This is a genomic window from Stenotrophomonas sp. Sm6012, from assembly GCF_030985895.1.
GTDB lineage: Bacteria > Pseudomonadota > Gammaproteobacteria > Xanthomonadales > Xanthomonadaceae > Stenotrophomonas > Stenotrophomonas forensis.
Map to the genome: position 1 here is coordinate 1 of NZ_JAPTFX010000092.1, position 18102 is coordinate 18102.

The following is an 18102-nucleotide window of genomic DNA, read 5'->3' on the forward strand; positions in this document are numbered from 1 at the left end:
GCTGCGGGGGCGCCGCCCCGGCAATCACGCCGCTTCGAAGTCCACCAGCACCGCGCCGTCGCCGACCTGGTCGCCGGCCTTGGCGCGGTAGCCCTTCACCGTGCCATCGGCCGGGGCCTGCAGGGTGTGTTCCATCTTCATCGCTTCCAGCACCACCAGCGGCGTACCGCGCTTGACCTCGGTGCCGGCCGCGACCAGCGTGGCCACGATCCTGCCCGGCATCGGTGCCAGCAGGCTGCCGGCATCGGCCGCGGCGTGGTCCGATTCGCCCACCGGGTCATGCAGGGTGAAGCGGTGCTGGCCATCGGCACCGAACAGATGCAGCTGGTCGCCTTCGCGCAGCACCTGCAACGACCAGCGTCGGCCCTCCAGCTGCACGGTCATGCCCCGCGCATTGGCGGTGCCGGTCACCTGCACCGGCGCCGCGTCATCGCACTGCACGCGCCAGCCATCGGCCTGCGCCCACACCTTCAGGGTGTGCCGGCGCTCGCCCTGCTGCAGCGGCAGTAAGCGTGGCGCCGAAGCACCCAGGCGCCAGCCGTCCTGCGCCTGCCACGGCGAATGCGGGTCGCGCGCATCGCAGCTGGCGCCTGCGGTGCAGGTCACGGCGGCCACCGCCGCCAGCATCCACAGCGCATCGCCGGTATCGCCCACGTGACCCAGCGCCGCCTGTTCGCGTTCGATCAGCGCGGTATCCAGCCTGGCGTTCGCGAACGAATCGGTGTTCACCAGCCGGCGCAGGAAGCCGGCATTGGTGGTCACGCCGACCACCTGGCAGTCGGCCAGGGCCTGGCTCATGCGGCGCAGCGCGGCATCGCGGTCCACGTCCCAGACAATCAGCTTGGCGATCATCGGGTCGTAGAACGGGGTGATGCTGTCGCCTTGCTCCACGCCGGTATCCACGCGCACGTTCGCCGACGGCACCGGCAGGTGCAGGTGGCGCAGGGTGCCGGTGGAGGGCAGGAAGCCGCGGTCCGCATCTTCGGCATACAGGCGCGCTTCGATGGCATGGCCGTGGATGGCCAGCTGGTCCTGGCGCAGCGGCAGCGGCTGGCCAGCGGCCACGCGCAGCTGCCATTCCACCAGGTCGGTGCCGGTGATGTACTCGGTCACCGGGTGTTCGACCTGCAGGCGGGTGTTCATTTCCATGAAGTAGAAATCGCCGTCCGGGCCGGCAATGAACTCCACGGTGCCGGCACCGACGTAGCCCACCGCACGCGCGGCATCGACCGCGGCCTGGCCCATCGCCGCGCGGCGTTCGGTGCTCATGCCTGGGGCCGGGGCTTCTTCCAGCACCTTCTGGTGGCGCCGCTGCACCGAGCAGTCGCGCTCGAACAGGTACACCGCCTCACCGTGGCTGTCGCCGAACACCTGGATCTCGATATGGCGCGGGCGCTCGACGTACTTCTCGACCAGCACGTGGTCGTTGCCGAACGCCGAGGCCGCTTCGCGCTGGCAGCTGGCCAGCGCATCGACGAAGTCCTCGCTGCGTTCGACCTTGCGCATGCCCTTGCCGCCACCGCCGGCGCTGGCCTTGATCAGCACCGGGTAGCCGATGGCATCGGCCTGCGCGCGCAGGAACGCCGGTTCCTGCTGGTCGCCGTGGTAGCCCGGGGTCAGCGGCACGCCGGCCTTGGCCATCAGCGCTTTGGCCGCGCTCTTGTCACCCATCGCGCGGATCGCGCTGGCCGGCGGGCCGATGAAGGTGATGCCGGCCGCTGCGCAGGCATCGGCGAAGTCGGCGTTCTCGGACAGGAAGCCGTAGCCGGGGTGGATCGCCTGAGCGCCAGTCAGGCGCGCGGCGTCGAGAAGGGCATCGCTGCGCAGGTAGCTCTCACGTGCGGCGGCCGGGCCGATGTGGATGGCTTCGTCGGCCAGGCGCACGTGGCGCGCGTTGCGGTCGGCATCGGAATACACCGCCACGGTGGCGATGCCGAGGCGGCGGCAGGTGGCGATGACGCGGCAGGCGATCTCGCCGCGGTTGGCGATCAGGATCTTGCTGAACATGGCGACGGGCTTCATGGGAGCTTGCTCTGTCATGGCACGGGTTACATGCGGAACACGCCGAAGCGCGTCTGCTGAGGGGCGGCGTTGAGGCTGGCCGACAGCGCCAGAGCGAGCACCCGGCGGGTGTCGGCCGGATCGATCACGCCGTCATCCCACAGCCGCGCGCTGGCGTAATAGGGGTGGCCCTGCTGCTCGAACTGCTCGCGGATCGGTGCCTTGAAGGCGTCTTCTTCCGCCGCCGGCCACTGCCCGCCCTTGGCTTCGATGCCATCGCGCTTGACCGTGGCCAGCACGCTGGCGGCCTGTTCGCCGCCCATCACGCCGATGCGCGCGTTCGGCCACATCCACAGGAAGTTGGGCGAATAGGCGCGGCCGCACATGCCGTAGTTGCCGGCGCCGAACGAACCACCAATGACCACGGTGAACTTGGGCACCTTGGCGCAGGCCACCGCCATCACCAGCTTGGCACCGTCCTTGGCGATGCCGCCCTGTTCGTACTTGCGGCCGACCATGAAGCCGGTGATGTTCTGCAGGAATACCAGCGGGATGTTGCGCTGGGTGCACAGTTCGATGAAGTGCGCGCCCTTCAGCGCCGACTCCGAGAACAGGATGCCGTTGTTGGCGATGATGCCGATCGGGTAGCCGTTCAGATGCGCGAAGCCGGTGACCAGCGTGGCACCGTAGCGCGGCTTGAACTCGTCGAAGCGCGAGCCGTCGACCAGGCGCGCGATCACTTCGCGCACGTCGTAAGGCTTGCGGGTGTCGGCCGGAATCACGCCGTACAGCTCGTGTGCCGGCAGCAGCGGTTCCTCGGAAGGCTGCACCGCCATCGCCGGTTCCGGCTTGCGCCAGTTCAGCTGCGCGATGATCGCGCGCACCCGGGCCAGCGCCTGCAGGTCGTTGTCGGCCATGTGGTCGGCCACGCCGGAAATGCGCGTGTGCACATCGGCACCGCCCAGCTCCTCGGCGGTCACCACTTCGCCAGTGGCCGCCTTCACCAGCGGCGGGCCGCCCAGGAAGATCGTGCCCTGTTCGCGCACGATCACCGTCTCATCGCTCATCGCCGGCACATAGGCGCCACCGGCGGTGCAGCTACCCATCACGCAGGCGATCTGCGGAATGCCCTGCGCCGACAGGTTGGCCTGGTTGTAGAAGATGCGGCCGAAATGGTCGCGGTCGGGGAACACCTCGTCCTGCAGCGGCAGGAACGCGCCACCGGAATCGACCAGGTAGATGCACGGCAGGTGGTTCTGCTCGGCGATCTCCTGCGCGCGCAGGTGCTTCTTCACCGTCATCGGGTAGTAGGTGCCGCCCTTGACCGTGGCGTCGTTGGCCACGATCACGCATTCCACGCCACTTACCCGGCCGATGCCGGCCACCACGCCGGCGGCGGGCACAGCGTCTTCATACATGCCGTGCGCGGCCAGCGGCGCGATTTCCAGGAAGGCGCTGCCGGGGTCGAGCAGGGCATCGATGCGGTCGCGCACCAGCAGCTTGCCGCGGGCAGTGTGCTTGGCACGCGCGGCCTCGTTGCCACCCAGCGCGGTGCGGGCGAGGGTGGCATGCAGGTCATCGACCACGGCCTGCATGGCCGTGCGGTTGGCTTCAAACGTTTCGCTGCCCGGTTGCAGCTGGCTGTTCAGGACGGTCATCGCGGTGGCCTTACAGGGTGCGCTGGAACAGTTCGCGGCCGATCAGCATGCGGCGGATCTCCGAGGTGCCGGCGCCGATTTCATACAGCTTGGCGTCGCGCCACAAGCGGCCGGTCGGGTACTCGTTGATGTAGCCGTTACCGCCCAGGATCTGGATCGCCTGGCCGGTCAGCCAGGTAGCCTTCTCGGCGGCGTACAGGATCGCACCGGCCGCGTCCTGGCGGGTGGTACGGCCCTGGTCGCAGGCACGCGCCACGGCGTAGACATAGGCGCGGCAGGCACCCAGGCCCACGTACATGTCGGCGATCTTGGCCTGGATCAGCTGGAAGCTGCCGATCGGCTCGCCGAACTGGTGGCGCTCGTGCACGTACGGCATCACCACGTCCATGGCCGCGGCCATCAGGCCCAGCGGGCCACCGGAGAGGACCACGCGCTCGTAGTCCAGGCCGGACATCAGCACGCGCACGCCACCGCCCACCTGGCCCAGCACATTCTCCTCGGGAATCTCGCAGTCCTGGAACACCAGCTCGCAGGTGGGCGAGGAACGCATGCCCAGCTTGTCCAGCTTCTGCGCGGTGGAGAAGCCCTTCATGCCCTTCTCGACCAGGAACGCGGTGATGCCCTTGGCACCGGCGTCCATGTCGGTCTTGGCATAGACCACCAGCACGTCGGCGTCCGGGCCGTTGGTGATCCACATCTTGTTGCCGTTGAGCACGTAGCGGTCGCCACGCTTGTCGGCGCGCAGCTTCATCGACACTACGTCCGAACCGGCGCCCGGTTCGCTCATCGCCAGCGCGCCGACCAGACTGCCGCTGCACAGGCCGGGCAGGAAACGCTGCTTCTGCTCTTCGCTGCCGTTCTTGCGCAGCTGGTTCACGCACAGGTTGGAGTGCGCGCCGTAGGACAGGCCGATGCCGCCGGAGGCACGCGAGATTTCTTCCATCGCCACCACGTGGGCCAGGTAACCCATGCCGGTGCCGCCGTATTCTTCTTCAACGGTCAGGCCGAGCAGGCCCTGTTCGCCCAGCTTCGGCCACAGGGCCAGCGGGAACTGGTTGGTCGCATCGGCCTCGGCGGCCAGCGGCGCGACCTCGGCGGCGGCAAAATGGGCCACGCTCTGGCGCAGCAGGTCGATATCTTCGCCAAGATCGAAGTTCAGGGATGGCACGTGCATTGCGGTGGCTCCACGGCGGGACTACAGGGAATGGACGCACCCGGCGGGGGAGCGGGCGGCGGTCGGCAGGACCGTCACCCGCACGGGCGATGGACCCCAGCGTAGCGGGGTTCGGGAAAGAAGTGAACACAAATTCAAAAATTGAAACTAGAATCAAAACATGGCCTACAAACGCTCTGCACTGATGGAAGAACGCCTGGCCGGGGCCCGGGAACGGATCCTGCTGGCCACCCGCGAGCTGGTCGCCGCGGGCGGCTGGCGCAACGCCCCGGTAACCGCCGTGGCAGCCCAGGCGGGGGTGTCCACCGGGTTGATCTACCGGCACTTCCCGTCCAAGGCCGACCTGTTCGTGGAGGTGCTCAACGCCGCCGTGGCCCACGAGGTGGCGATCATGGAGCGCATCGCCAGCGGCCCGGAGGTGGCCAGCGAGCGCCTGCGCCTGGCGATCACCGCCTTCGTCCGCCGCGCCCTGGCCGGGCCGGGGCTGGCCCATGCCTTCATCGTCGAACCGGTCGACCCGGACGTGGAAGCCGAGCGCATGCGCGGCCGCCGCGCCTTTGGTGACGTGTTCCTGCGCCTGGTGGAAGAGGGCGTGGCAGCTGGTGAGCTGCCGGTGCAGGACGCGCACGTGGCCGCCGCCTGCCTGGTCGGCGCCTTCACCGAGGCGATGGTCGGCCCGACCGCACCCAGCCGCGAAGCGCACCGCGACGAGGACGCACTGGTGGATGCGATCTGCAGCTTCTGCCTGCGCGCGATCGGCGCCCGGTAATCCGGTAGAGCCGGCCGCTGGCCGGCTTCTGTACGATCCATCCGGCGGGATGGCGATGTCGGCCAGCGGCCGGCGCGACCGGGCAGGCATGCTGCGCCGCACCAGCCCTGAAGCCTGTTGTCGCACGCGAAGCGCGTTCTATACTCGGTCCATCACGCAGTCGCTCAGCCGTGGTCCAACGACTATCAGCCAGGGGTAACGAAGAGTGCGGAATTACGATCTGGAGTTCCTGAAACGCTTCTCCATGGTGATCGCGCTGCTGGCGACCATCACCCTCGGCCTCATTCTCCTTGCTGCCTACATCCACACCCGGATTCCGCCGGAGGTGTCGCCGACCGCGGCCAAGCGCACCGAGCAGCGCATTTCGCCCACCGGCGCGGTCTATGCCGGCAGCACCGGCGCCGCCGCGCAGGCCGCTGCCAAGGCCGCCGCGCTGGCCAAGGCCGCCTCGCAGGTGGCCTATGGCGGCACCAAGGACGGCAAGGTCATCTTCGACAACCTGTGCACCGCCTGCCACACCACCGGCGTGGGCATGGCACCGACACTGGACCACTCGCACTGGGACAAGCGCATCGCGCAGGGCAAGGACACCCTCTACAAGCACGCCATCGAGGGCTACACCGGCCCGGACGGCGGCATCATGCCGCCCAAGGGCGGCAACCCGGCGCTGACCGAGGAACAGATCCACGCCACCGTGGACTGGATGCTGGGCAACCTGAAGTAACCGGTAGTGCCGGCCGCTGGCCGGCCACCACGCATCGCATGAAGGTCATGGGGTTGCCGGCCAGCGGCCGGCGCTACCCGGTTTTGCCCACCCGGGCCAAAACCCCGCTGCGCAAGCAGGGTTTCGCATTTCAGGGTTAGTCTGTGCGCCCTCTTCCCTGGAATCGCCCGTCGATGCGCCGCCGCTCCCTTGCCCTTGCACTGACCCTGCTGCTGCCGGCCAGCGCCTTCGCCCAGGCCCTGCCGCAGGCTGCACCGGCCCCGGCAACGCCTGCCGCGCGCAGCAGCGCCACCGTGGTGCTGACTGCGGCCCCGGCCGACTGGCGCGCGCTGGAGGGACAGCGGGTGCGTATCGCCGCGCCGCTGACCCTGGCTGGTACCGACGGCCTGGAGCGCTTCGGCCAACTCACCGTGGCCTTCGACGGCCGCCTCTGGCAGCCAACCGAAGTGGCCGCGCCGGGTACCGCCGGCTACGAGCAGGTGATGGCCGACAACCAGCGTCGTCGCCTGCTGCTGGACGATGGCAGCTACGCCCGCGACCCGGCCAGTGTGGCCTACCTGCCGGGCAACCCGGTGCTGCGTACCGGCATGCAGCTGCGCAACGTCGAAGGCATCGTGCGGGTGGATGCGCAGGGCCGGCCCCGCCTCCAGGTCGAAGGCGTGCTGAAGCTGCCGGAACTGAAGCGCCCGGCGGTGCCGACGGTGCCGGGCAGCCTGCACGTGGCCGCCTTCAACCTGGAGAATTTCTTCAACGGTGACGGCCAGGGCGGCGGCTTCCCGACCCTGCGCGGTGCGCGCACGCTGGACGAGCACAAGGCACAGGTGGCCAAGCTGGTGACCACGGTCAACGCGCTCGGTGCCGATGTTGCCGCGTTGATGGAGCTGGAGAACGACGGTTACGGTCCGCAGTCGGCCATCGCCGAACTGGTCGATGCGCTCAACCGCGACCGCGGCGCGCAGGGCGACTGGCGTTTCGTCGATGCCGGCAACGGCCCCGGCGACAACCCGATCCGGGTCGGCATCATCTACCGCAGCACGCGCCTGCAGCCGGTCGGAAAGCCGGCCACGCTGACCGGCGGCCCGTTCGTCGAGCACAGTCGCGTACCGCTGGCGCAGGCGTTCCAGGGCAAGCACGGCGCGCCGTTCGTGGTGGTGGCCAACCACTTCAAGTCGAAGGGCTGCCGCGATGCCGCCGGCGCCGACGCCGACCACAACGACAACCAGGGATGCTGGAACGCCACCCGCGTGACCTCGGCGCAGCAGCTGCACGCCTGGCTGCAGACCGACCCGACCGGCACCGGTGCCAGGGACGCGGTACTGCTGGGCGATTTCAATGCCTACGCCATGGAAGATCCGATCCGCACCCTGCATGACCTGGGCTGGCAGGACGCGTTCAAGGTTGCCAAGGTCGAGCATCCCTACAGCTACGTCTACAACGGCTACACCGGCCGCCTCGACCACGCGCTGCTGAACCCGGGCATGGCCAAGCGCCTGCGTGGCGCCGCCGAATGGCACAGCAACGCCGACGAGCAGGACGCCAGCGGCTACCAGGGCCGCAACGTGCAGGGCCCGTGGCGCAGCTCCGACCACGACCCGCTGCTGCTGGGCTTCGATAAATAACCCAGCGGTTGGGCATCCGCTTGGGTGTGGGCGCGTACATGGGGGGCGGCACTGATCCTGCTGTTGCTTTTGACCTTTCAGTCCGCCTTCAAACGAGCCGAGCATCGCAGGTGAATCAGGGGCGAAGAGGCGCCGATGTCTGAGCGTAGCGAGTTCGGCGCCGTCCCCTGGTTCACCGAGAAGCGCAGGGTACCGGTGCACAGCACCGGCTCGCGGCTGGCGGCGCGTTTCTTTTGGTTACTTTTCTTTTCGCGCGAAAAGAAAAGTGACATCCCACCGCGGGCGCGGAAATGGCCCGCCGCAACCAACGCTCACCCCCAGGCAATCAACCCGATCGCCAGCACCGCCAGCGCCAGGCCGGCGCGGTTCCACTTCGTGGTGGCCTCGCCGAAGGCGAACACACCCACCAGTGCACCCAGCACCACCACGCCGATGTTCATGCCGGCGAACACGGTGGCCGGGCTTTCAGGCATGGCTTGGTGCGCATGTACATAGAAAAGAATGTTGCCGCCGTTGAGCAGGCCCAGCAGCGCGCCGGCGCCGAGGTTGCGCCAGGCCAGCCGGTTGCGGCCACTGACATGCCGCCACAGCTGCAATGCCAGCATCAGCACGAAGGCCACGCTGAAGCTGGCCAGCACTGCCGCCATCGACGGCGTACCGGACAACGCGACCTGCTTGAGCAGCACGTCCACCACCGCGAACCCGGCCCACACCCCCAGCAGCCAGCCCCAGCCGCCGGGTGAGGCGGCCACTGCCGGGCCGCGCGGGCGCAGGCTGATCGCCACCATCGCCAGCAGGCCCAGGCCGAGGCCGGCCAGCTTCCACGGCGTCGCGGTCTGGCCGAAGAACAGGAACGCGGCGGCCAATGACAGCAGCAACGACAGCCGTTGCGCCACGTCGCTGCGGACGATGCCGGCCACCGCCACCGCGCGGCCCAGCACCAGGAAGATCGACGGCAGCACCACCGCCAGCGCCAGCAGCGAGAGCCACGGCGCATGCGGCGCGCGCAGTGCATCCAGCGGCGGCTGCAGCACCACGGCGGTGAGCGTTGCCGCCACCAGGTAGTTCCAGGTGACCATCTGCGCGACATCCAGCTGGCGGCGTGCGGCCACCTTCAACAACACCGAAACCAGCACGCTGCAGATCACGGCCAAGGACAGGTAGAGCATGGGGCGGGCACAGGGCAGGGGCGAGGGACGGTATCATGTTGCCATGCACAAGCCCTCGTTCCCCGTCGCCCCCGGCGAAACCGCCTGCCTCGAACTGGACGGCCCGGCCGGCCCGCTGGAAGTGGTCGTCGACCTGCCCAAGGCCGACGTGCCGGTGCAGCCGATCGTCGCCATCGTCTGCCATCCGCTGTCCACCGAGGGCGGCACGCTGCACAACAAGGTGGTCACCATGACCGCCAACACCCTGCGCGAGCTGGGCATCACCACGGTGCGCTTCAACTTCCGCAGCGTCGGCGCGTCGGCTGGCGAGTTCGACCACGGCGTGGGCGAGCAGGACGACCTGAAGGCGGTCGCCGCCTGGGTGCGCAGCCAGCGCCCCGATGACCGCCTGTGGCTGGCCGGTTTCAGCTTCGGCGCATTCGTGTCGCTGAAGGCGACCGCCGAGCTGCAGCCCGAAGCGCTGATTTCGATCGCGCCGCCGGCCGGTCGCTGGGACTTCGGTGGCATCGCACCGCCGGCGCGCTGGCTGGTGATCCAGGGCGAGCAGGACGAGATCGTCGACCCGCAGGCGGTCTACCAGTGGCTGGCGTCGCTGGATCTCCCGCACGAACTGGTGCGCATGCCCGAGACCAGCCATTTCTTCCACCGCAAGCTGATCGACCTGCGCGGCGCGCTGACCCACGGCGTCAAGCACTGGCTGGGCGCGGCGGCATGAGTGCAACCGAGTTGACCCCGTCGCAGCGGTACGCCGAAGGGGTCGCCCGTGGTGACTGGCAGAACGACCCGGCCCAGCACGCCGCGCTGGCCGAGCTGGACCGCATCCACCTGGGCCTGGTCGACAGCGCCGAAGACGGCTGGCTGGACCGGCTGTCCTCGTTCTGGAAGAAGCCCGAGCCGGTCAAGGGCCTGTACTTCTGGGGCGGCGTCGGCCGTGGCAAGACCTTCCTGGTCGACCTGTTCTACGACGGGCTGCCGATCAAGCAGAAGTACCGCACCCACTTCCACCGCTTCATGCGCAGCGTCCACGAGCGCCTGCGCGAGCACCAGGGCCAGAGTGACCCATTGGCGAAGATCGCCCAGGAATGGCGCAGCAACCTGCGCGTGCTGGTGCTGGATGAATTCTTCGTCACCGACATCGGCGATGCCATGCTGCTGGCGCGGTTGCTGGAACGCCTGTTTGCCGAGGGCGTGACCCTGGTCACCACCTCCAACACGGCGGTGGAGAACCTGTACCTCAACGGCCTGCAGCGCGAGAGCTTCCTACCGGCCATCGGCCTGCTGCAGCGCTTCTGCGTGGAGCTGTACGCCGAGGGCACCGAGGACTACCGCATGCGCGCGCTGACCCGGTCGCCGGTGTACCGCGCGCCGCTGGCGGCCGACAGCGATGACTGGCTGGCCACGCGCTGGAACGAACTGAGCGGCGGGCAGCCGGCCAAGCCCGGCAACATCGAGATCGAGGGCCGCAAGATCCCGGTGCGCGGCCGCGGCAAGAGCATCGCCTGGTTCGATTTCGCTGCACTCTGCGAAGGCCCGCGCGGACCGTCGGACTACATCGAGATCGCGCACGAGTTCAACACCGTGCTGCTGGGCGGCATCCCCGCCTTCGATCGCCTGAACGAAGATGCGGCGCGGCGCTTCGTCAACCTGATCGACGAGCTGTACGACCGCCACGTCAACCTGGTCTGCACCGCCAGCACTTCGCCGATCGAGCTGTATACCGGCCAGCGCCTGCAGGGCGCGTTCGAGCGCACCGCCTCGCGCCTGATCGAAATGCAGAGCGCCGAATACCTGGGTACCCCGCACCGGGCGTGAGGGTGGTTTGCGGGTGAATGCGTTGCCGGCCAGCGGCCGGCCCGACCACGCCAGGCGTCTACCGGGTCGGCGCCACGGCGTTGTCACGCGGCCGCTCATCCGGCCCGGCCGATACATGCAGGCCGGAGCCGTTGCCGTGTTCCACCCGTAGGCTTTCGCCACGCTCCAGCAGCCGCAGTGGCTGGCCCTGGTAGCGCACCTCCAGCGCGTCGTGGGCCGCTGCCAGCGACTGCACCAGCGGGCACAGCGCCATCGCCTTGGCCTCCAGCTGCTGGCTGCGCGCTTCCATGCGTCGGTCGACTTCCGCGTCCAGGCGGTCGGCACGGCGCTCCATGGCGCCGGCGCGGCCGGTGAACACCTGCCACAGCACGCTGCGGGTCATCGACGCGGCCATGGTTTCGGCCATCTGGTCGATGTGTGCGTCGAAGCCGTCGCCGAAGGTTTCCTGTTCCCAATAGCCACGGCCCAGGCTGGCGTCGATCCAGCGCTGCGTCTCCTCGCGCATCGCGCGCATCTGGCGGTTGCGGGACTTGCCGGTGATGGCCTCGAAGGCGGCGTCCAGCGCATCGAAGGTGACCCCGGAGACCTCGTGGGCCAGTGCGGTGGCCGCCGGCATCAACTGGCGGGCGCCAGCCTCCATCTGCCGCAGCCGGGCCGCGTCGGCGGCGCTGACCGTCACCATCGTGCCGTCCAGGCTCAGTTCGCCATCGTGGAACACCACCTCATGCGGGGCCTGCGGGCCATGCCGCAGCCAGATGCCGCCGCTGTCCACCAGCACGTCGTAGTCGGTGTGGATGCCGCACTGGTCTGACCGCAGGACCGGCCCCTCGGCGGCCAGCGCCGGAGGAATGAACAGCGCGGCCAGCAGGGCCAGGGCGTTCAGGCGCAGGTGCATCGGACGGTCCTTTTCCAGAAGCGAGCGGCCAGCATCCGCTGCCAGCGCGCGGGCGTCACCGGCCGGAAGTCACCCGTCCACCGCATTCCCACCGGCTGCCCACCACCTATCCACAGGGTTGTCCCTAGCCAGCTTCATCACTGTCATGTGAAGCTGTCATTGTTCCGTTTCCGCGCGGCGTTGTACCACCGCGATGACGCGTTTCGGGCTTGACTGCGCAGCCCGATCCGGCAGGTCTGAAGCGTCCCGATGAGGCGCTGATGGCACGATCCTTGCGGCGCAAGGGATTGCCGAATTTCACTACATTTGGCGTTGACGGCCCCCATTACCCCCACTATCTTGTGGCCGTCGGTCGCAGCAACCCCAATTCCAGGGGGCAGCAGCACCCATCCGCGATCGTCAACGGCAGTGGCAGGCGCAGGGTCTCATCCCCTGCGACGCCGTCCTGCCATCCTGGGCTGTCATGTCCCGGGCTGCGTCACCCGATGCATCGAGCACCCCCAATCACGCCAAGAGGACACACGCCGTGAGCACCGAATCCAGCGCCACCATCGAGAAGGAAAGCGAATTCCTGTTGACGTCGCCGCCGACGGCCAACGCGATGAGTGTGACCAAGCGCAACGGGACCACCGAACTGGTGGATCTGAACAAGATCGTGCGCGCGGTGCAGCGTTCCTCCGAAGGCCTGCACGCCGTCGATCCGATGCGCGTGGCCACCCGCACCATTTCCGGCCTGTACAACGGCGCCACCACCCGCGAGCTGGACGAACTGTCCATCCGCACCGCCGCCCTGCTGATCGGTGAAGAGCCCGAGTACGGCCGCCTGGCCGCGCGCCTGCTGGCCAACTACATCGCCAAGGAAGTCTCGGGCCAGGAAATCTACGCCTTCTCGCAGTCGGTCAGCCGTGGCCATGAAGTCGGCCTGATCAACGACCGCCTGCTGAACTTCGTGCAGACCAATGCACGCAAGCTCAACGACGCCATCGATGGTGCGCTGGACCTGAACTTCGATTACTTCGGCCTGCGCACCCTGTACGACCGCTACCTGCTGCGCCACCCGCACACCCGCAAGGTGATCGAGACCCCGCAGCAGTTCTTCCTGCGCATCGCCAGCGCGCTGAGCGAGGACGTGTCCGAGACCCTGGCGCTGTACAAGCGCATGGGCAACCTGGACTACCTGCCGTCCAGCCCGACCCTGTTCAACTCCGGCACCACCCACGAGCAGCTGTCCTCGTGCTTCCTGCTGGACTCGCCGCAGGACTCGCTGGAGTCGATCTATTCCAAGTACGGCGACATCGCCCAGCTGTCGAAGTTCTCCGGCGGCATCGGCGTCAGCTACACCCGCGTGCGTTCGCGTGGTTCGCTGATCAAGTCGACCAACGGCCACTCCAACGGCATCGTGCCGTGGCTGAAGACCATGGATTCGTCGGTGGCCGCGGTGAACCAGGGCGGTAAGCGCAAGGGTGCGGCCTGCGTCTACCTGGAAACCTGGCACGCCGACGTCGAGGACTTCCTCGAGCTGCGTGACAACACCGGTGACGAAGCCCGCCGTGCGCACAACCTGAACCTGGCCAACTGGGTGCCGGACCTGTTCATGAAGCGCGTCGAGGCGGACCAGGAATGGTCGCTGTTCGATCCGCGCGTGGTGCCGGAGTTCACCGACCTGTTCGGCGAAGCTTTCGAAGCGGCCTACCTGCAGGCCGAAGCCCAGGGCAAGGCCAACCGCACCATCTCCGCGCGCAAGCTGTACGCCCGCATGATGCGTACGCTGGCCGAGACCGGCAACGGCTGGATGACCTTCAAGGACAAGTGCAACCGCGCCAGCAACCAGACCCTGCGCCCGGGCAACGTGATCCACCTGTCCAACCTGTGCACCGAAATCCTGGAAGTCACTTCCAACGATGAAACCGCCGTGTGCAACCTGGGTTCGATCAACCTGGGCAACCACTTCGACGAGCACAACGAGTTCGACTTCGAGAAGCTGGCCGAGACCGTGCGCCTGGCCGTGCGCCAGCTCGACCGCGTCATCGACCTGAACTTCTACCCGATCGAAACCGCCCGCCGCGCCAACCTGCGCTGGCGTCCGGTCGGCCTGGGCTGCATGGGCCTGCAGGACGTGTTCTTCCGCAAGCGCCTGCCGTTCGACAGCGCCGAAGCCCGCGCCCTGTCGAAGAAGATCGCCGAAGCGATCTACTTCCACGCGCTGGAAACCTCCTGCGAGCTGGCCCAGGAACGCGGCAAGCACCCGTCGTTCAACGACACCCGTGCCGCCAGCGGCGAACTGCAGTTCGACGCCTGGAACGTGGTGCCGGAAGACACCGCACGCTGGGATGCCCTGCGTGAGCGCATCAAGGAACACGGCCTGCGCAACTCGCTGATGATCGCGATTGCCCCGACCGCGACCATTGCTTCGATCGCCGGCTGCTACGAGTGCGTCGAGCCGCAGGTGTCCAACCTGTTCAAGCGCGAGACCCTGTCCGGTGACTTCCTGCAGGTCAACCGCTACCTGGTGAACGAGCTGAAGAAGCTGGGCCTGTGGACCGCCGACATGCGCGATGCGATCAAGCTGGCCGAAGGCTCCATCGCCGGCGTGGCGCAGATTCCGGAAACGCTGCGCGAGGTCTACCGCACCGCGTGGGAACTGCCGATGCGTTCGCTGATCGACATGGCCGCCGAGCGTGGCGCCTTCATCGACCAGTCGGCCTCGCTCAACCTGTTCATGGAAAGCCCGAACATCGGCGCGATGTCCTCCATGTACATGTACGCCTGGAAGCAGGGCATCAAGACCACCTACTACCTGCGTTCGCGCCCGGCCACCAAGATCGCCAAGACCACGGTGAGCAGCGCGGCCCCCGCCAAGGTGTTCAGCCCGGACGAAGCCATCGCCTGCTCGCTGGAAAACCCGGAAGCCTGCGAGGCCTGCCAGTAAGAGCGGCACCGCCGCGCGGTAGTGCCGGCCGCGGGGCGGCGCCCCCCAACCCCGGCCAACGATCATCACCCACGGTAGCGCCGGGCCATGCCCGGCGGCTCACCCAGGAATTCAAGGAAACACCCATGGCCGACAAGCCCAAGCAGATGCTGCTCGATCCCGGTTTTGAACTGACCCTGCGCCCGATGCGCTACCCGCAGTTCTATGACATGTACCGGAACGCGATCAAGAACACCTGGACGGTGGAAGAGATCAACTTCCAGATCGACATCACCGACCTGCACAGCAAGATGTCGCCGGGTGAGCGCCACCTGATCCACCGCCTGGTCGCGTTCTTTGCCACCGGCGATTCGATCGTGTCCAACAACCTGGTGCTGAACCTGTACCAGCACCTCAATGCGCCGGAAGCGCGCATGTACCTGTCGCGCCAGCTGTATGAAGAAGCGCTGCACGTGCAGTTCTACCTGACCCTGCTCGACAACTATCTGCCGGACCCGGAAGAGCGCGTCAAAGCGTTCGCCGCGGTGGAGAACATCGACTCGATCAAGAAGAAGGCCGATTTCTGCTTCAAGTGGATCGACTCGATCCAGGACCTGAAGCGCATCGAGACGCGTGCCGAGCGCCGCCAGTTCCTGCTCAACCAGATCTGCTTCGCTGCGTGCATCGAAGGACTGTTCTTCTTCGCTGCGTTCGCCTACGTGTACTACTTCCGTTCGCGCGGCCTGCTGCCGGGCCTGGCCTCGGGCACCAACTGGGTGTTCCGCGACGAGAGCGCGCACATGGAGTTCGCGTTCGAGTCGGTGCGCGTGGTGCGCGAGGAAGAGCCGGACCTGTTCGACGAAGAGATGAAGCAGCAGGTCTACGACATGCTGGCCGAAGCCATCGAGTGCGAAGTGCAGTTCGCCGAGGACGTGCTGTCCGGCGGCGTGGCTGGCATTTCCACCCGCGACATGCGCCAGTACCTGCAGCACTGTGCCGACCAGCACTTCGCCAAGCTGGGCATGGAAAAGAAGTACAACGTGCGCAATCCGCTGCCGTTCATGGAACTGCAGGACGTACAGGAGCTGACCAACTTCTTCGAACGCCGCGTCTCGGCCTACCAGGTCGGCGTGCAGGGCGAAGTCGCCTTCGACATGAACTTCTGATCGAACCGGTCAGGCCTGTCGCAACAAAAAACCCCGGCCAACGCCGGGGTTTTTTGTTTCTGCAGCGTCGAGCCATGCTCGACTGCTGTTCTCGACCCTGCAATCAGCGCCGCCCCTCCACCGCCATGCGCACCGCCAGCCCGGCCAGCACGGTGCCCATCAGCCAGCGCTGTACCGCCTGCCAGGTCGGGCGCGCGGCCAGGAAGCCGGCAATGCTGCCGGCCATCACCGCGATCACCGCGTTGACGCTGACGCTGACCGCGATCTGGGTGAAGCCCAGCACCAGTGACTGCACCAGCACGCTGCCATGCCCTTCCGGGTGCAGGAACTGCGGCAGCAGGGACAGGTACATCACCGCGATCTTCGGGTTCAGCAGGTTGGTCAGAAAGCCCATCGCGAACAGCCTGCGTGGGCCGTCCGGCGGCAGCTCGCGCACCGCGAACGGCGAGCGGCCGCCCGGCTTGAGCGCCTGCCAGGCCAGGTACAGCAGGTACAGCGCGCCACCGATGCGCAGCGCGTCATAGGCCAGCGGCACGGTCATCAGCAGGGCGGTGATGCCCAGCGCTGCGCACAGCATGTAGAACACGAAGCCCAGCGCCACCCCGCCCAGCGAGATCAGGCCGGCGCGGCGGCCCTGGCAGATCGAGCGCGAAACCAGGTAGATCATGTTCGGCCCGGGCGTGAGCACCATGCCCAGCGAGATGAGGGCGAAGGCCAGCAGATCGGAGGTCGCGGGCATGGGCGGTCCTGGCAGGGGGCGTGGCGCAGTGTAGCGCCGCCTGCACGGGGCCTGGCTTAAAATCGCGGCACCCCACAGCGAAGCACCGCCCATGACCCCGATCCCCGAGACCGTGCCGCCCACCGAAGTGCGCATGGCCGAAATCGTCTTCCCCAACCACACCAACCATCTGGGCACCCTGTTCGGTGGCCAGGCGCTGGCGTGGATGGACAAGGCCGCCTTCCTGGCCGCCGCCCGCTACTCGCGCCGCACCGTAGTGACCGCGCGCAGCGACCAGGTCGACTTCAAGCTGCCGATCCGCATCGGCCAGATGGTGGAGACCATCGGCCGCATCGTCGAAGTGGGCCGCAGCTCGATGAAGGTCGAGGTCGAACTGGTGGCCGAAGACCTGCACAGCGGCGAGCGCAAGCTGTGCACGCGCGGTCACTTCGTGATGATCGCGCTGGACGAGGAAGGCCACCCGATCGCGGTGCCGCCGCTGCCGGCGGCCTGACCCCGCCGGCTGAACCGGCGCTTGCGGGGGCGCATGCGCGCCCCCATCTGGCAGCCATGACCCTGCCGCTGACCGACTTCATCGACCGCGCCCAGCGCTTGTTCGTGCTGACCGGCGCCGGTTGCAGCACCGCCTCGGGCATTCCCGATTACCGCGATAGCGACGGCCAGTGGAAACGCACGCCGCCTGTGACCTACCAGGCCTTCATGGGCGAGGCGGCCACCCGGCAGCGCTACTGGGCACGCAGCCTGCTGGGCTGGCCGCGTTTCGGCCTGGCCCGGCCCAACGGCACCCACCAGGCACTGGCCGCGCTGGAAAGCCGCGGCAAGCTGCAGGTGTTGCTTACCCAGAACGTGGATGGCCTGCACCAGCGCGCCGGCAGCCAGAATGTGATCGACCTGCACGGCCGGCTGGATCTGGTGCGCTGCATGGGCTGCGAGCGCCGCAGCGGGCGCGAGGAGTTCCAGCAGCGCCTGCGCGAGGCCAACCCCGGCTGGGACGCGCTCGAGGCCGGCATCGCGCCCGATGGCGACGCCGATCTGGAAACGGATTTCTCCGCCTTCGTGGTGCCGGACTGCCCGCACTGTGGCGGCCTGCTGAAGCCGGACGTGGTGTTCTTCGGCGAAAACGTGCCGCGCGAGCGCGTGGCCGCCGTGCACGAGCACCTGCAGCAGGCCGATGCGGTGCTGGTGGTCGGCTCGTCGCTGATGGTCTATTCCGGCTTCCGCTTCGTGCAGGCCGCGGCCAGGGCGGGATTGCCGGTGGCGGCGCTGAACCGTGGCCGCACCCGCGCCGACGGCCTGCTTCAGTTCAAGGACGAGCGCGATTGCGCAGAGGCGCTGGCCGCGTGGGCGTCACCCTGAACCGAGCACACGTTCGGCTGCGCGCCCATCGCGAAACAGCGATCCATCCAGACGGTTGATTCGCAGGCCGTGCGGCGCTGCAATACGTCCCCCCATCCGCCTGTCCCCCCGC

Annotated in this window: 15 protein-coding genes; 9 read left to right on the forward strand and 6 right to left on the reverse strand. The window is 67.9% G+C overall.

Going from position 1 to position 18102, the window contains the following annotated elements; all coding sequences use genetic code 11:
- Positions 1-24: 24 nt before the first annotated feature.
- The 3 genes from O0J73_RS15035 to O0J73_RS15045 are packed head-to-tail and all read right to left on the reverse strand — an operon-like array spanning position 25 to position 4833.
- Positions 25-2007, reverse strand: a complete 1983-nt coding sequence (locus tag O0J73_RS15035; protein WP_308309052.1) for an acetyl/propionyl/methylcrotonyl-CoA carboxylase subunit alpha — start codon at positions 2005-2007, stop codon at positions 25-27.
- A 41-nt stretch (positions 2008-2048) separates the two neighbouring features.
- Positions 2049-3659 carry a carboxyl transferase domain-containing protein gene (locus O0J73_RS15040; RefSeq protein ID WP_197564743.1) on the reverse strand — a complete coding sequence of 537 codons (1611 nt, stop codon included), beginning with the start codon at positions 3657-3659 and terminating at the stop codon, positions 2049-2051.
- Positions 3660-3669: 10 nt separating this feature from the next.
- Positions 3670-4833 (reverse strand): isovaleryl-CoA dehydrogenase, encoded by a 1164-nt coding sequence (locus O0J73_RS15045; protein ID WP_197564744.1) that lies wholly within the window; start codon positions 4831-4833, stop codon positions 3670-3672.
- Between the two features lie 160 nt (positions 4834-4993).
- On the opposite strand from O0J73_RS15045, the gene O0J73_RS15050 reads away from it, so the two are divergent.
- The 3 genes from O0J73_RS15050 (at position 4994) to O0J73_RS15060 (ending at position 7945) form a co-directional block, all read left to right on the forward strand.
- Positions 4994-5602, forward strand: a complete 609-nt coding sequence (locus O0J73_RS15050) for a TetR/AcrR family transcriptional regulator (protein ID WP_004153662.1) — start codon at positions 4994-4996, stop codon at positions 5600-5602.
- A gap of 205 nt (positions 5603-5807) precedes the next feature.
- Positions 5808-6326, forward strand: a complete 519-nt coding sequence (locus O0J73_RS15055) for a c-type cytochrome (protein ID WP_005407662.1) — start codon at positions 5808-5810, stop codon at positions 6324-6326.
- 173 nt (positions 6327-6499) lie between these two features.
- A complete protein-coding gene (locus O0J73_RS15060) occupies positions 6500-7945 on the forward strand; it encodes an ExeM/NucH family extracellular endonuclease (RefSeq protein ID WP_308309048.1) in 1446 nt (481 codons plus the stop codon).
- Between the two features lie 311 nt (positions 7946-8256).
- On the opposite strand, the gene O0J73_RS15065 is transcribed toward O0J73_RS15060, so the two are convergent.
- Positions 8257-9114: an EamA/RhaT family transporter gene (locus tag O0J73_RS15065; RefSeq protein ID WP_308309049.1), complete on the reverse strand. Its 858-nt coding sequence runs from the start codon at positions 9112-9114 to the stop codon at positions 8257-8259.
- Between the two features lie 43 nt (positions 9115-9157).
- Here O0J73_RS15065 and O0J73_RS15070 point away from each other — a divergent pair, with 43 nt between their 5' ends.
- Positions 9158-9829: a CocE/NonD family hydrolase gene (locus O0J73_RS15070; protein ID WP_053448505.1), complete on the forward strand. Its 672-nt coding sequence runs from the start codon at positions 9158-9160 to the stop codon at positions 9827-9829.
- A complete protein-coding gene (gene zapE / locus O0J73_RS15075) occupies positions 9826-10926 on the forward strand; it encodes a cell division protein ZapE (protein ID WP_004153673.1) in 1101 nt (366 codons plus the stop codon). Before O0J73_RS15070 ends, zapE begins: the two co-directional genes overlap by 4 nt.
- 58 nt (positions 10927-10984) lie before the next feature.
- Here zapE and O0J73_RS15080 read toward each other — a convergent pair whose 3' ends face one another.
- Positions 10985-11821 carry a DUF2884 family protein gene (locus tag O0J73_RS15080; RefSeq protein WP_308309050.1) on the reverse strand — a complete coding sequence of 279 codons (837 nt, stop codon included), beginning with the start codon at positions 11819-11821 and terminating at the stop codon, positions 10985-10987.
- Between the two features lie 526 nt (positions 11822-12347).
- Between O0J73_RS15080 and O0J73_RS15085 the strand changes: the two genes are divergently transcribed.
- Positions 12348-14750: a ribonucleoside-diphosphate reductase subunit alpha gene (locus O0J73_RS15085; protein WP_004153680.1), complete on the forward strand. Its 2403-nt coding sequence runs from the start codon at positions 12348-12350 to the stop codon at positions 14748-14750.
- 125 nt (positions 14751-14875) lie between these two features.
- On the forward strand, positions 14876-15895 hold the full coding sequence (locus tag O0J73_RS15090; protein ID WP_004153683.1) for a ribonucleotide-diphosphate reductase subunit beta: 1020 nt from the start codon (positions 14876-14878) through the stop codon (positions 15893-15895).
- A 103-nt stretch (positions 15896-15998) separates the two neighbouring features.
- Here O0J73_RS15090 and O0J73_RS15095 read toward each other — a convergent pair whose 3' ends face one another.
- On the reverse strand, positions 15999-16634 hold the full coding sequence (locus O0J73_RS15095) for a LysE family translocator (protein WP_197564776.1): 636 nt from the start codon (positions 16632-16634) through the stop codon (positions 15999-16001).
- Positions 16635-16725: 91 nt separating this feature from the next.
- Between O0J73_RS15095 and O0J73_RS15100 the strand changes: the two genes are divergently transcribed.
- Both O0J73_RS15100 and O0J73_RS15105 read left to right on the forward strand, forming a co-directional pair.
- Entirely contained in the window at positions 16726-17127 is a 402-nt protein-coding gene (locus O0J73_RS15100) for an acyl-CoA thioesterase (protein WP_004153688.1), read from the forward strand.
- 56 nt (positions 17128-17183) lie between these two features.
- A complete protein-coding gene (locus O0J73_RS15105) occupies positions 17184-17990 on the forward strand; it encodes an NAD-dependent protein deacetylase (RefSeq protein WP_308309051.1) in 807 nt (268 codons plus the stop codon).
- Positions 17991-18102 lie beyond the last annotated feature (112 nt).

Excerpts from the sequence above, each read along its gene's own strand:
- O0J73_RS15035 (WP_308309052.1), bottom strand. The coding sequence starts at position 2,007 with ATGTTCAGCAAGATCCTGATCGCCAACCGCGGCGAGATCGCCTGCCGC.
- O0J73_RS15070 (WP_053448505.1), top strand. The coding sequence starts at position 9,158 with ATGCACAAGCCCTCGTTCCCCGTCGCCCCCGGCGAAACCGCCTGCCTC.
- O0J73_RS15065 (WP_308309049.1), bottom strand. The coding sequence starts at position 9,114 with ATGCTCTACCTGTCCTTGGCCGTGATCTGCAGCGTGCTGGTTTCGGTG.
- O0J73_RS15050 (WP_004153662.1), top strand. The coding sequence starts at position 4,994 with ATGGCCTACAAACGCTCTGCACTGATGGAAGAACGCCTGGCCGGGGCC.
- O0J73_RS15100 (WP_004153688.1), top strand. The coding sequence starts at position 16,726 with ATGACCCCGATCCCCGAGACCGTGCCGCCCACCGAAGTGCGCATGGCC.
- O0J73_RS15105 (WP_308309051.1), top strand. The coding sequence starts at position 17,184 with ATGACCCTGCCGCTGACCGACTTCATCGACCGCGCCCAGCGCTTGTTC.
- O0J73_RS15040 (WP_197564743.1), bottom strand. The coding sequence starts at position 3,659 with ATGACCGTCCTGAACAGCCAGCTGCAACCGGGCAGCGAAACGTTTGAA.
- O0J73_RS15060 (WP_308309048.1), top strand. The coding sequence starts at position 6,500 with ATGCGCCGCCGCTCCCTTGCCCTTGCACTGACCCTGCTGCTGCCGGCC.
- O0J73_RS15045 (WP_197564744.1), bottom strand. The coding sequence starts at position 4,833 with ATGCACGTGCCATCCCTGAACTTCGATCTTGGCGAAGATATCGACCTG.
- O0J73_RS15080 (WP_308309050.1), bottom strand. The coding sequence starts at position 11,821 with ATGCACCTGCGCCTGAACGCCCTGGCCCTGCTGGCCGCGCTGTTCATT.
- O0J73_RS15090 (WP_004153683.1), top strand. The coding sequence starts at position 14,876 with ATGGCCGACAAGCCCAAGCAGATGCTGCTCGATCCCGGTTTTGAACTG.
- zapE (WP_004153673.1), top strand. The coding sequence starts at position 9,826 with ATGAGTGCAACCGAGTTGACCCCGTCGCAGCGGTACGCCGAAGGGGTC.
- O0J73_RS15095 (WP_197564776.1), bottom strand. The coding sequence starts at position 16,634 with ATGCCCGCGACCTCCGATCTGCTGGCCTTCGCCCTCATCTCGCTGGGC.